This window comes from Pseudomonas sp. FG35 (assembly GCF_057809295.1).
The window spans coordinates 255,435-268,392 of record NZ_JBMDJR010000004.1; the positions used below are offsets into that span (position 1 = coordinate 255,435).

11 protein-coding genes are annotated in these 12,958 nt (G+C 61.8%); 9 read left to right on the forward strand and 2 right to left on the reverse strand.

Features of this window, described 5'->3' with window-relative positions; all coding sequences use genetic code 11:
- Window positions 1-86: 86 nt before the first annotated feature.
- Window positions 87-1,079 carry an NAD-dependent epimerase/dehydratase family protein gene (locus tag ACODTD_RS10230; protein WP_489104810.1) on the reverse strand — a complete coding sequence of 331 codons (993 nt, stop codon included), beginning with the start codon at window positions 1,077-1,079 and terminating at the stop codon, window positions 87-89.
- Window positions 1,080-1,133: 54 nt separating this feature from the next.
- On the reverse strand, window positions 1,134-2,027 hold the full coding sequence (locus tag ACODTD_RS10235; RefSeq protein ID WP_085606712.1) for a LysR family transcriptional regulator ArgP: 894 nt from the start codon (window positions 2,025-2,027) through the stop codon (window positions 1,134-1,136).
- A 96-nt stretch (window positions 2,028-2,123) separates the two neighbouring features.
- On the opposite strand from ACODTD_RS10235, the gene ACODTD_RS10240 reads away from it, so the two are divergent.
- The 9 genes from ACODTD_RS10240 to ACODTD_RS10280 all read left to right on the forward strand — a co-directional run bounded on the left by ACODTD_RS10240 (window position 2,124) and on the right by ACODTD_RS10280 (window position 12,948).
- The gene (locus ACODTD_RS10240) at window positions 2,124-2,525 is read left to right on the forward strand and encodes an ACT domain-containing protein (RefSeq protein WP_011335709.1); all 402 of its coding nucleotides are present in this window, start codon (window positions 2,124-2,126) and stop codon (window positions 2,523-2,525) included.
- A gap of 5 nt (window positions 2,526-2,530) precedes the next feature.
- Window positions 2,531-3,133 carry a LysE/ArgO family amino acid transporter gene (locus ACODTD_RS10245; RefSeq protein WP_011335710.1) on the forward strand — a complete coding sequence of 201 codons (603 nt, stop codon included), beginning with the start codon at window positions 2,531-2,533 and terminating at the stop codon, window positions 3,131-3,133.
- 175 nt (window positions 3,134-3,308) lie between these two features.
- A complete protein-coding gene (locus ACODTD_RS10250) occupies window positions 3,309-3,905 on the forward strand; it encodes a superoxide dismutase (RefSeq protein WP_003227660.1) in 597 nt (198 codons plus the stop codon).
- A gap of 354 nt (window positions 3,906-4,259) precedes the next feature.
- Window positions 4,260-6,311, forward strand: coding sequence for a putative bifunctional diguanylate cyclase/phosphodiesterase (locus ACODTD_RS10255; RefSeq protein WP_064383811.1), 2,052 nt, complete (start codon window positions 4,260-4,262; stop codon window positions 6,309-6,311).
- 197 nt (window positions 6,312-6,508) lie between these two features.
- Window positions 6,509-7,864: an imelysin family protein gene (locus ACODTD_RS10260; RefSeq protein ID WP_201816335.1), complete on the forward strand. Its 1,356-nt coding sequence runs from the start codon at window positions 6,509-6,511 to the stop codon at window positions 7,862-7,864.
- A gap of 155 nt (window positions 7,865-8,019) precedes the next feature.
- The gene (locus tag ACODTD_RS10265; protein ID WP_489104811.1) at window positions 8,020-9,447 is read left to right on the forward strand and encodes a di-heme oxidoreductase family protein; all 1,428 of its coding nucleotides are present in this window, start codon (window positions 8,020-8,022) and stop codon (window positions 9,445-9,447) included.
- 26 nt (window positions 9,448-9,473) lie between these two features.
- A complete protein-coding gene (locus tag ACODTD_RS10270; RefSeq protein WP_285354183.1) occupies window positions 9,474-10,538 on the forward strand; it encodes an imelysin family protein in 1,065 nt (354 codons plus the stop codon).
- Between the two features lie 14 nt (window positions 10,539-10,552).
- On the forward strand, window positions 10,553-11,653 hold the full coding sequence (locus ACODTD_RS10275; RefSeq protein WP_201816339.1) for a DUF1513 domain-containing protein: 1,101 nt from the start codon (window positions 10,553-10,555) through the stop codon (window positions 11,651-11,653).
- Between the two features lie 146 nt (window positions 11,654-11,799).
- The gene (locus ACODTD_RS10280) at window positions 11,800-12,948 is read left to right on the forward strand and encodes an efflux RND transporter periplasmic adaptor subunit (protein WP_064383816.1); all 1,149 of its coding nucleotides are present in this window, start codon (window positions 11,800-11,802) and stop codon (window positions 12,946-12,948) included.
- Window positions 12,949-12,958 lie beyond the last annotated feature (10 nt).

Genomic DNA, 12,958 nt, shown 5'->3' on the forward strand with positions numbered 1-12,958 from the left:
AGATTGGGGGCGAAGTATAAACCTCTCAGCCGCAAGGATTGACCCTCAAGCGGCAGGGCGGTTCATTGCCGGCCGGCCGATTCGTTTCAACGAATGTCCTGGGCTTTCCACCAACTGCAGAACTCATCGAGAGCTGTCCACAGACTGACTTTCGGATCGTAGTCCAGATAATGCCGGGCGCGACTGATGTCGAGGGTGAAATTTTTGTTCATCACCTGCATGCCCAGGCGCGACAGAGTCGGCTCGGGACGCCCGGGCCAGAGCTTGCACACACCTTCGTTGAGCGCCGCCACGCTGTAGGCCAGACCGTAGGAACGGTACTTGGTGACCTGTGGGACTTCCATCTTGCGCATCACGTAATTGACCACATCCCACAGCGGAACCGGAGCGCCGTTGCTGATGTTGTAGGCCTTGCCCAACGCGGAGGCATCGGCCAGCAGGCTGCTGAGCAATGCTTCGTTGAGGTTGTGCACGCTGGTGAAATCGACCTTGTTCAGGCCGTTGCCGATAATTGCCAGACGACCTTTGCGCTGCATGTTCAGCAAGCGCGGGAAGATGCTCATGTCGCCGGCGCCGGTGACGAAACGCGGGCGCAGAGCGAGGGTTTCGAGGCCGAATTCCTGGGCGCCGAAGACCTTTTGCTCGGCCAGGTATTTGGTCGCGGCGTAGTGATGCTTGAAGCGCTTGGGCACTTGCTCTTCGGTCAGGCCGAGATGGTCGCGACCGTCAAAGTAGATCGAGGGCGACGACAGATGCACCAGCCGCCGAACCCGTTGCTTCAGGCAGGCCTCGACCACGTTTTCGGTGACCTGCACATTGCCCTGATGGAAGTCCTGATAACGGCCCCACAAGCCGACCGCACCGGCGCAATGCACCACGGCTTCGACATCGCTGCACAGCGCACGCACCAGATCCGGATCGCTCAGATCGCCTTGAACGAACTCGGCACCGCGACGTACCAGATGCTCGACACCCTCGGCCCGGCGACCGTTGACCCGCACGTCCAGGCCCTGCTCCAGGGCGAAACGCGCAAAGCGTCCGCCAATGAAGCCGCTTGCGCCGGTGACCAGAATTTTCATGTAGAGCTCCGCTGTCTTTCGTTTTGCCTGATTCGTGAGTCTTGACGCTGGCCGTCAGTCCAACGGCACCAGCCATTGCGCCGACGAGCGCACCAATTGCTCGGTCAACAGCCCGAGCAACTGACCGCCATTGCGCCAATGATGCCAGTACAAGGGCACATCGATCGGTTTATCTGGCAACAGTTCGCGCAGTACGCCGCGCTCCAGTTGCTCGCGCACCTGTAATTCCGGCACCAGTCCCCAGCCGAGCCCGGCTTCGGTCAGGCGGATGAAGCCTTCGGATGACGGGCACAGGTGATGCTCGAAACCGCCATCGACGCCGAGGGATGCGAGGTATCGATGCTGCAGAAAGTCGTCCGGGCCAAACACCAGCGCCGGGGTGCGCGGCAATTGTTCGGCCCGCACACCGTCGGGAAAATGCCGCTCGATGAACGCCGGGCTGGCCAGTGCCCGATAGCGCATCGCCCCGAGCAGCACGCTGCGCGCGCCTGCTACCGGACGCTCGCTGGCACACAGGCAACCGGCCACCTCACCGGCGCGCATGCGTTTGAGGCCGACGGTCTGGTCTTCGACGATCAGATCGAGCAACAGATGTTGTTCAGCGCAGAAATCACCCACCGCTTCGGCCCACCAGGTGGCGAGGCTGTCGGCATTCAGGGCGATGCGCAGGCGTTCCGGCAGGCCCTCTTCGTCCAGTGCCGGCACCAGCGTCTGCAAATCCCGCTCAAGCAGACGCACCTGCTGCACATGGTTGAGCAGGCGCCGGCCGATTTCGGTCGGCGACGGCGGTGTGCCGCGCACCAAAACCGGCTGGCCGACCCGTGCTTCCAGCAGTTTGATCCGCTGGGATATCGCCGATTGCGAAAGGCCCAGCACCTGCGCCGCCCGTTCGAAGCCGGCCTGCTCGACCACGGCGGCCAGAGCGGAAAGCAATTTGTAGTCGAACATCAGTTTTCCTAATGAGCGATCAGCACTATTGGTTTTTCTTATACAGCGTCAACCGGGAGAATAGCCAGCAAGCACTCTTTATCAAGGACTCCCACAATGGCTGGCGAAACCTCGTTGACCACCCTGCTGCGCAGCATGAGCCCGCAGCTCAATGCCGGCGAATACGTGTTCTGCACCTTGTCCGACGGCGAGTTGCCGAGCGGCCTGGAAGTCGTCGGCAGTTTCCGTGAACAGGAAGGCCTGACGGTGATCCTGGAACGTTCCCACGCCGAACGCGCCGGTTTCAGCTTCGACTATGTCGCAGCGTGGATCACCTTGAACGTGCATTCGGCGCTGGAAGCCGTTGGTCTGACCGCCGCATTCGCCACCGCACTGGGCAAGGCCGGGATCAGCTGCAATGTGATTGCCGGCTACTACCACGATCATTTGTTCGTCGGTCAGGCCGACGCCGAACGAGCCATGCAAGTGCTGCGCGATCTCGCAGCCAACGCGGAGTAACCGTCATGTGGCAAAGCTATACCAACGGTTTGTTGGTGGCGTTCGGGCTGATCATGGCGATCGGCACCCAGAATGCCTTTGTCCTGGCGCAGAGCCTGCGGCGTGAACATCACCTGCCGGTCGCTGCATTGTGCGTCGCCTGCGATGCGCTGCTGGTGGCGGCAGGTGTGTTCGGTCTGGCCACGGTGCTGGCGCAGAACCCGACCTTGCTGGCGGTTGCCCGCTGGGGCGGCGCGGTGTTCCTGATCTGGTACGGCAGCCAGGCGCTGCGCCGGGCCTGTTCGAAACAGAGCCTGCAACAGGGTGAAAACCAGACCGTACGTTCGCTGCGGGCGGTGATGCTCAGCGCTCTGGCGGTGACCCTGCTCAACCCGCACGTCTATCTCGACACCGTTTTGCTGATCGGCTCCCTCGGTGCGCAACAGTCGGTGCCCGGCGCTTATGTGGTCGGCGCGGCGAGTGCTTCACTGCTGTGGTTCTTCACTCTGGCGTTCGGCGCGGCATGGCTCGCGCCGTGGCTGGCACGGCCGAGTACCTGGCGGATTCTGGATCTGTTGGTGGCGGTGATGATGTTCACGGTAGCGGGTCAGCTCATTCTGGCTTCGTGATTATTCCAAACAGCTCTGGAACCTCTATCCCACACAGTTGTTGCGTGGTTAAGCCGCACCCCCGGTGCTATGATCCGAACCCTGCGCCGCAAAGAGTAAAAACTCGCCGGTGCATTTCTGGCCGCCCGTGATCGGCCTTGCGCTCACCGCAACAGACCTGATTAGGAGAATCATCATGGCTTTCGAATTGCCGCCGCTGCCTTACGCACACGATGCCCTGCAGCCGCACATTTCCAAGGAAACCCTGGAATTCCACCACGACAAGCACCACAACACCTATGTCGTGAACCTGAACAACCTGGTGCCAGGCACCGAGTTCGAAGGCAAGACCCTGGAAGAAATCGTCAAGACTTCCTCGGGCGGCATCTTCAACAACGCCGCTCAGGTCTGGAACCACACCTTCTACTGGAACTGCCTGGCGCCAAACGCTGGCGGTCAACCAACCGGCGCACTGGCTGAAGCCATCAACGCGGCTTTCGGTTCGTTCGACAAGTTCAAGGAAGAATTCAGCAAAACCTCGATCGGCACCTTCGGTTCCGGCTGGGGCTGGCTGGTGAAAAAGGCTGACGGCTCCCTGGCTCTGGCCAGCACCATCGGCGCCGGCAACCCGCTGACCAGCGGCGACACCCCGCTGCTGACCTGCGACGTGTGGGAACACGCTTACTACATCGACTACCGTAACCTGCGTCCAAAATACGTCGAGGCGTTCTGGAACCTGGTCAACTGGAAGTTCGTGGCCGAGCAGTTCGAAGGCAAGACCTTCACCGCTTAAGCTGCACGCCAGACAAAAACCCGGCCATTGCCGGGTTTTTTTCTGCCCGCAGAAATCATCTCGGGTGCGTCCCATCACAAACAGGCCTTTTCCCACACGCAAAGCAGCCCTTCTCGCCTTGCTCCCAAGCCACGGCGAACTACCATCAAAAGAGGAAAAATTGTCCGACACCCCTCAAGTTGGAGGCCAAAACTACCGACACAGTACAACCAGGGCAAATACTCCAGACAGCAGCATTTCGGCCAAGGCCACGGACAAATTTTCCGCGGCTCGATTGTCCCTTTGACTGCCAACACGGGATTGCCAATACTCATGGCAACTTGACGCTACCCGCACGGAACAAGGAATAACCCTTTGAAGCTGGAACTCAAGAACAGCTTGTCGGTGAAGTTGCTCCGGGTCGTGCTCCTGTCGGCATTGATCGTCGGTGTGGTCTTGAGCTGCGCGCAGATCGTTTTCGATGCCTATAAAACACGCCAGGCCGTCGCCGGCGATGCCGAACGCATCCTCGACATGTTCCGTGATCCCTCCACCCAGGCGGTCTATAGCCTGGACCGGGAGATGGGCATGCAGGTGATCGAAGGTCTGTTCCAGGACGACGCTGTGCGTCAGGCGTCCATCGGTCATCCCAACGAAGCGATGCTCGCGCAAAAATCCCGTGAGCTGCAGCAATCCAACAGCCGCTGGCTGACCGACCTGATCCTCGGCCAGGAACGCACGTTTACCACCCAACTGGTGGGACGTGGGCCGTATAGCGAATATTACGGCGATCTGAGCATCACCCTCGACACGGCCACCTACGGTCAGGGTTTCATCGTCAGCTCGGTGATCATCTTCATTTCCGGTGTATTGCGCGCCCTGGCCATGGGCCTGGTGCTGTATCTGGTCTATCACTGGCTGCTGACCAAACCGCTGTCGCGGATCATCGAACACCTCACCGAGATCAACCCGGACCGCCCCAGCGAACACAAGATTCCGCAGCTCAAGGGCCACGAGAAAAACGAACTGGGGATCTGGATCAACACCGCCAATCAGTTGCTCGAATCCATCGAACGCAATACCCACCTGCGCCACGAAGCGGAAAACAGCCTGCTGCGCATGGCCCAGTACGATTTCCTCACCGGCCTGCCGAACCGCCAGCAATTACAGCAGCAACTGGACAAGATCCTGGTGGATGCCGGAAAGCTGCAACGCAGGGTCGCCGTGCTTTGCGTAGGTCTGGACGATTTCAAAGGCATCAACGAACAATTCAGCTACCAGACCGGCGATCAGTTATTGCTCGCCCTGGCTGACCGGCTACGCGCCCACAGCGGTCGCCTCGGCGCCCTCGCCCGTCTCGGCGGCGACCAGTTCGCGCTGGTGCAGGCCGATATCGAGCAACCCTACGAAGCGGCGGAACTGGCGCAAAGTATCCTTGATGACCTGGAAGCGCCGTTCGCCCTTGATCATCAAGAAATTCGCCTGCGCGCGACCATCGGCATCACCCTGTTCCCGGAGGACGGCGACAGCACCGAGAAGCTGTTGCAGAAAGCCGAGCAGACCATGACCCTGGCCAAGACCCGATCGCGCAACCGCTATCAGTTCTATATCGCCAGCGTCGACAGCGAGATGCGCCGCCGTCGCGAGCTGGAAAAAGACCTGCGCGACGCTTTGCTGCGCGATCAGTTCTACCTCGTCTATCAGCCGCAGATCAGCTACCGCGATCATCGCGTGGTCGGGGTCGAGGCCCTGATCCGCTGGCAGCATCCGGAACACGGTCTGGTGCCGCCGGACCTGTTCATCCCGCTGGCGGAACAGAACGGCACCATCATCGCCATCGGCGAATGGGTGCTGGATCAGGCCTGCAAGCAACTGCGCGACTGGCACGATCAGGGCTTCGTCGATTTGCGCATGGCGGTCAACCTGTCCACCGTGCAACTGCACCACGCCGAGCTGCCCCGCGTGGTCAACAACCTGTTGCAGATGTACCGCCTGCCACCGCGCAGCCTGGAGCTGGAAGTCACCGAAACCGGCCTGATGGAAGACATCAGCACCGCCGCCCAGCACCTGCTGAGCCTGCGCCGCTCCGGCGCCCTGATCGCCATCGACGACTTCGGCACCGGCTATTCGTCGCTGAGTTATCTCAAGAGTCTGCCGCTGGACAAGATCAAGATCGACAAGAGCTTCGTCCAGGACCTGCTGGATGACGACGATGACGCGACCATCGTTCGCGCCATCATTCAACTGGGCAAGAGCCTGGGCATGCAGGTGATCGCCGAGGGCGTGGAAACCGCCGAACAGGAAACCTACATCATCTCCGAAGGCTGCCACGAAGGTCAGGGCTACCACTACAGCAAACCGCTGCCGGCACGCGAGTTGAGCATTTACCTCAAGCAGGCCCAGCGCAGCAACGCGGCCATTCTCTGAAATCTCCCCTGCGAAGCCCGGCAAACCCCTTGATCCGCCGGGCGTGCTCTACGCTGTTGATCCAGCGCAACCCCCGCGCAAATAGGAAATATTTCCAGCTACAACCCTTTACACATAATGCGAAAGATTTGCATTATGTCGCAGCTTTTGCGCACCCCCGCGCCTGTCCACTCAATTACCGAAGCAGGATGTTCGCCATGATTCGTATGCCTCTGGCTACCGCCAGTCTGCTGGCCATCGCTATTTCCCTCGCCGGTTGCGGCGAAGGTAAAGACAAAGAAAAGGCCGCCGCTCCTGCGCCGACTCCGGCTGCGAGCACCGCTGCACCGGCTGCGCCTGCTGCTGCTGCTGCTGCCGGTAAAGTCGACGAGGCCGCCGGCAAAGCCGTTGTCTCGCACTACGCCGACATGGTCTTCGCCGTTTACAGCGATGCCGAATCCACCGCGAAAACCCTGCAAACCGCCATCGACGCGTTCCTCGCCAAGCCGGACGCCGACACCCTGAAAGCCGCCAAGGCTGCCTGGGTCGCCGCCCGCGTTCCTTACCTGCAGAGCGAAGTGTTCCGCTTCGGCAACACCATCATCGACGACTGGGAAGGTCAAGTGAACGCCTGGCCTCTGGACGAAGGCCTGATCGACTACGTCGACAAGTCCTACGAGCACGCACTGGGCAACCCGGGCGCCACCGCCAACATCATCGCCAACACCGAAGTACAGGTCGGCGAAGACAAGGTCGACGTCAAAGACATCACCCCGGAAAAACTCGCCAGCCTGAACGAGCTGGGCGGTTCCGAAGCCAACGTTGCCACCGGCTACCACGCCATCGAATTCCTGCTCTGGGGCCAGGACCTGAACGGCACCGGCCCTGGCGCCGGCAACCGTCCGGCCTCGGACTACCTGGAAGGCAAAGGCGCCACTGGCGGTCACAACGATCGTCGTCGTGCCTACCTGAAATCCGTGACCCAGCTGCTGGTCAGCGACCTGGAAGAAATGGTCGGTAACTGGAAGCCGAACGTGGCCGACAACTACCGCGCCACCCTGGAAGCCGAACCGGCTGAAAGCGGCCTGCGCAAAATGCTGTTCGGCATGGGCAGCCTGTCCCTGGGCGAGCTGGCCGGCGAGCGCATGAAGGTGTCCCTGGAAGCAAACTCCCCGGAAGACGAACAGGATTGCTTCAGCGACAACACCCACAACTCGCACTTCTACGATGCCAAGGGCATTCGTAACGTTTACCTGGGCGAGTACACCCGCGTCGACGGCACCAAAATGACCGGCGCGAGCCTGTCGTCGCTGGTGGCCAAGGTTGATCCGGCTGCCGACACCGCGCTGAAAGCCGATCTGGCCGCCACCGAAGCCAAGATCCAGGTCATGGTCGATCACGCCAACAAGGGTGAGCACTACGACCAGTTGATCGCGGCCGGCAACACCGCCGGCAACCAGATCGTCCGCGACGCCATCGCTTCGCTGGTCAAGCAGACCGGTTCGATCGAAGCCGCTGCCGGCAAACTGGGCATCAGCGACCTGAACCCGGACAACGCCGATCACGAGTTCTGATCACAGCGTCCGCGTTAATAAAGGCGACCTTCGGGTCGCCTTTTTCGTTCTGGCTGACCTGACGTGCATCAAGCAAACGATAATTCCTCTTATTCAAACCCCCTCGCCCTGTTAGACTTTGCGCCTTTAAATTCGCCCCTCTTGCAGGAAGTCTGATGCCCTCGCTGCCTCTTCGCTTGTCCGCACTGTTTCTGGCCCTGGGCCTGAGTGCCTGCGATGACGCCCCGCGTTTCACCAAGGCCGAGCCGGGTGAGGCCCGTTCCGGCGGCGCGGCGACCGTGCGCAAGAGCGATCAGAACGCGTTTTCCCTGCCGTCGGCCAACCTGCCGCCTTCGCGGCGGGTGGACTTCAGTGTCGGCAACAGTTTCTTTCGCAGCCCGTGGGTGATCGCGCCGTCGACCACCACCGCCCGCGATGGCCTCGGCCCGCTGTTCAACACCAACGCCTGCCAGAACTGCCATATCAAGGACGGCCGCGGCCATCCGCCGACGCCGGATGCGGCCAACGCGGTTTCAATGCTGGTGCGTCTGTCGATTCCCGATGCGCCGGCCTATGCCAAAGTTATCGAACAGGTGGGCGTGGTGCCCGAGCCGGTTTACGGCGGCCAGTTCCAGGACATGGCCGTCCCCGGTGTCGCGCCGGAAGGCAAGGTGCGGGTCGATTACACGCCGGTGCCGGTGCGCTTCAAGGACGGCACCGAGGTTGAGCTGCGTAAACCGGTCTTGCAGATCACCCAGCTCGGCTACGGCCCGATGCACCCGGACACACGTTTCTCGGCCCGCGTTGCGCCGCCGATGATCGGCCTGGGCCTGCTTGAAGCGATCCCGGAAGAAGCGATCCTCGCCAACGCCGCCGCGCAGGCCAAAGAAAACAACGGCATCAACGGCCGGCCAAACCGGGTCTGGGACGATGAGCAGCAAAAGACCGTCATGGGCCGATTTGGCTGGAAAGCCGGCCAACCGAACCTCAATCAACAAAATGTTCACGCGTTTTCTGGTGATATGGGCCTCACCACCAGCCTGAGACCGTTTGATGACTGCACCGACGCGCAAACCGCCTGCAAACAGGCGCCGAACGGCAATGGCCCGGTCGGCGAACCGGAAGTCAGCGACAACATCCTGCGCCTGGTGCTGTTCTACAGCCGCAACCTCGCCGTTCCCGCCCGCCGTGGCGTCAATGATGCGCAGGTGCTGGCCGGCAAGAATCTGTTTTTCCAGGCGGGTTGCCAGTCCTGCCACACACCGAAATACACCACCGCCGCCAACGCGGCCGAACCTGAACTGGCCAATCAAGTGATTCGCCCGTACAGCGATCTGCTGCTGCACGACATGGGCGAAGGTCTGGCGGACAACCGCACTGAATTCCAGGCTTCCGGCCGCGACTGGCGCACCCCGCCGCTGTGGGGCATCGGCCTGACGCAGACGGTCAGCGGCCACACTCAGTTTCTGCATGACGGCCGCGCCCGCAATCTGCTCGAAGCCGTGCTCTGGCACGGCGGCGAAGCGAAAGCGGCGCAGCAACTGGTTTTGTCTTTCAACGCCGAGCAGCGTGCCGCGCTGCTGGCGTTCTTGAACTCACTTTAAACACTTGAACGAATCGGGAGCCCGACATGTTCCGTCCCAAGCTGTTGTTCACCAGCCTTGCCGCATTGGCCCTCGGCGCGTGCTCGCCACAGGATCCGCAAGCCGTCACCTCGGCGGCCATCGCCAAATCGGTGATCCTGCCGACCTACACCCGCTGGGTCGAGGCTGACAAGCAACTGGCCGTCAGCGCCCTCGCCTACTGCCAGGGCAAAGAGTCCCTGGACACCGCCCGTGCCGACTTCCTGCATGCGCAGAAAGCCTGGGCCGAGCTGCAACCGCTGTTGATCGGCCCGCTGGCGGAGGGCAACCGTTCGTGGCAGGTGCAGTTCTGGCCGGACAAGAAAAACCTGGTCGGCCGTCAGGTCGAGCAACTGGTCACCGCGCAGCCACAGATCGACGCCGCCGCACTGGCCAAGTCCAGCGTTGTGGTTCAAGGCCTGTCCGCTTACGAGTACATCCTGTTCGACGCCAAGCCTGACGTCGCCAACGACGAGCAGAAAGCCAAATACTGCCCACTGCTGGTGGCCATCGGCGAGCGTCAGAAACAACTGGCCGAAGAGATCCTCAGCAGCTGGAACAACACCGACGGCATGCTCGCGCAGATGAGCAAGTTCCCGAACCAGCGCTACGCCGACTCCCACGAAGCGATCGCCGATCTGCTGCGGGTACAGGTCACCGCCCTCGACACCCTGAAGAAAAAACTCGGCACGCCGATGGGCCGCCAGAGCAAGGGCGTACCTCAGCCGTTCCAGGCTGACGCATGGCGCAGCCAGTCGTCCATGGAGTCGCTGGAAGCCAGCCTCGCAGCGGCCAAAACCGTCTGGGAAGGCGTCGACAACAAAGGCCTGCGCGGCTTGTTGCCGGCTGAGCAAAAGCCGTTGGCGGACAAGATCGATGCTGCCTACGCGGCGTCGCTCAAACTGTTCGGCAGCACTCAGCGCTCGCTGACCGAAATGCTCAACGATGACGCCGGTCGCCAGCAGCTCAACGACATCTACGACAGCCTCAACGTCGTCCACCGCCTGCACGAAGGCGAGCTGGCCAAGGCGCTGGGCATCCAACTGGGCTTCAACGCCAACGACGGTGACTGATGAGGGCACGTGCCATGCTGCGACGCCAGGCTCTGACTTTAGGTAGTTTGCTGCTGGGAGCAGTGACACTGGGCGGCTGGACGCTGCTCAAACGCAAGGACCAAAGCCCGCTGCTGCTGTCGGCGCGGGACGACACCGACGGCAAGCACTACGCCGTCGGCTATCGGCTGGACGGCACCCAGGTGTTCGCCACCGAAGTCGGCCAGCGCTGCCACGACATCATCAATCACCCGACGCTGCCGATCGCGCTGTTCGTCGCCCGCCGGCCGGGCACCGAGAGCTACCTGATCGACCTGCGCAGCGGTGCATTGCTGCAAACCGTGACGTCGCAGCCGAACCGGCATTTCTACGGCCACGCGGTGATCCACCACAGCGGCGACTACCTGTACGCCACCGAAAACGACACCACCGATCCGGGCCGTGGACTGCTCGGGGTGTACAAGTTCGAAGGCGAACGGCTGGTGCACAGCGGCGAGATTTCCACCCACGGTCTCGGCCCGCATCAGGTGTCGTGGATGCCCGATGGTGAAACCCTGGTGGTGGCCAACGGCGGGATCCGCACCGAGGCCGAAAGCCGGGTCGACATGAACCTCGACGCCATGGAACCAAGCCTGGTGTTGATGCAGCGCGATGGCACCCTGCTGAGCAAGGAAACCCTCGCCCAGCAGATGAACAGCGTGCGCCACCTGGGGATCGCCAGCGACGGCACCATCGTTGCCGGCCAGCAATTCATGGGGCCTTCCCACGAGCGCTCGGAGCTGCTGGCGATCAAGCGACCGGGCCAGCCATTCGTGGCGTTCCCGGTGCCGGAGCATCAGTTGCAGTCGATGGGGCATTACACCGCCAGCGTCGCCGTGCACAGCGACCTGCGTCTGGTGGCACTGACCGCACCGCGCGGCAACCGCTTCTTCATCTGGGACCTGGACAGCGGCGAAGTGCGCCTCGACGCCCCATTGCCCGACTGCGCCGGCGTCGGTGCGGTGAAGGACGGGTTTGTCGTGACCTCCGGTCAGGGACGTTGCCGCTACTACGATTGCCGTCAGGACGATCTGCTGGCCAAACCGCTGGATTTGCCCGCAGGGCTCTGGGACAACCATCTTCATCTGATGGCTTGAAATTCGCCGCCGACCGTTCGGTCGGCGGCCCCGCTTTTCTCCACCTTCTTCCCTTACACCCGGTAAAACTGGCAGTTGGAATCCCTGCCGGACTCGCGGTAATGTGCCCGCCTGTCTCGCCTGATTTTCTCCAAGGAACTGGAAATATGCTGCGTCGCCGCATGCTGATCATGTTGGGTGTTGTACTGCTGATCGTTCTGCTTCTCGCCGGTTACAAGGCCTTCTCGATCTATACGATGATCCAGGGCTTTTCAAAACCGAAGCCGCCGATCAGCGTCGCCGTGGCCACCGCCGTCGAGCGCCCGTGGCAGATGCGTCTGCCCACCGTCGGCACGCTGAAAGCGCTGCAAGGCGTCGACCTGAGTCTGGAGAACGCCGGCACCGTCACCGAGCTGAAGTTTGAATCGGGGCAGAAGGTCAAGGCCGGCCAACCCTTGCTGCAACTGGACAGCGCCGTCGAAGCCGCCTTCCTCGAAACCGCCAAGGCCGATCTCGGCCTCGCGCAGCTGGATTACGGTCGCGGCAGCCAGCTCGTCGGCAGCAGCGCCATCTCCAAAGGCGAATTCGACCGGCTCTCGGCGCAGCTGCAAAAGAACAAGGCCACGGTCAATCAACTCAATGCGGCGCTGGCCAAAAAACGCATCGTCGCGCCCTTCAGCGGCACCATCGGCATCCGCCTTGTCGACATCGGCGACTACCTCGCCAGCGGTACCAAGATCGCCACCCTGCAGGATCTGAGCAGCCTCTACGCCGACTTCTACGTGCCCGAACAGTCGGTGCCGAAACTGGCCATCGGGCAACCGGTACAGATTACGGTCGCGGCGTATCCCGGCCAGAACTTCACCGGTGCCATCAGCGCGATCAACCCGATCGTCGAAAGCACCACCCGCAACATTCTGGTGCGCGCCACCCTGGCCAACCCCGATGGCAAGTTGCTGCCGGGCATGTTCACCAGCGTCGAAGTGCTGCTGCCGGATCCGCAGAAACACATCGTGGTCCCGGAAAGCGCGATCACCTACACCCTCTACGGCAACTCAACGTACGTGGTCACCCAGAAGAAAGCCGAAGACGGTACCGTCGAGAAAGACGACAAGGGCCAACCGGTGCTGATCGCCGAGCGTCGGTTCGTCGAGACCGGCGAACGCCGCGATGGCCAGGTGATGATCAACAAGGGCGTGCAGAGCGGCGAACAGGTGGTGACGGCCGGCCAGATCAAACTGGACAACGGCGCCCACATTGCCATCAGCGACGACAAGACCCTCGGCGAGCAGAACAGTCCGCCCCGCGCCGACTGATCAAGGAAAC

Bases quoted from the DNA above. Each gene is read 5' to 3' on its own strand.
- ACODTD_RS10250 (WP_003227660.1), top strand. From the start codon at position 3,309: ATGGCTTTCGAATTGCCGCCGCTGCCTTACGCACACGATGCCCTGCAG.
- ACODTD_RS10240 (WP_011335709.1), top strand. From the start codon at position 2,124: ATGGCTGGCGAAACCTCGTTGACCACCCTGCTGCGCAGCATGAGCCCG.
- ACODTD_RS10230 (WP_489104810.1), bottom strand. From the start codon at position 1,079: ATGAAAATTCTGGTCACCGGCGCAAGCGGCTTCATTGGCGGACGCTTT.
- ACODTD_RS10245 (WP_011335710.1), top strand. From the start codon at position 2,531: ATGTGGCAAAGCTATACCAACGGTTTGTTGGTGGCGTTCGGGCTGATC.
- ACODTD_RS10235 (WP_085606712.1), bottom strand. From the start codon at position 2,027: ATGTTCGACTACAAATTGCTTTCCGCTCTGGCCGCCGTGGTCGAGCAG.
- ACODTD_RS10260 (WP_201816335.1), top strand. From the start codon at position 6,509: ATGATTCGTATGCCTCTGGCTACCGCCAGTCTGCTGGCCATCGCTATT.
- ACODTD_RS10275 (WP_201816339.1), top strand. From the start codon at position 10,553: ATGCTGCGACGCCAGGCTCTGACTTTAGGTAGTTTGCTGCTGGGAGCA.
- ACODTD_RS10265 (WP_489104811.1), top strand. From the start codon at position 8,020: ATGCCCTCGCTGCCTCTTCGCTTGTCCGCACTGTTTCTGGCCCTGGGC.
- ACODTD_RS10270 (WP_285354183.1), top strand. From the start codon at position 9,474: ATGTTCCGTCCCAAGCTGTTGTTCACCAGCCTTGCCGCATTGGCCCTC.
- ACODTD_RS10280 (WP_064383816.1), top strand. From the start codon at position 11,800: ATGCTGCGTCGCCGCATGCTGATCATGTTGGGTGTTGTACTGCTGATC.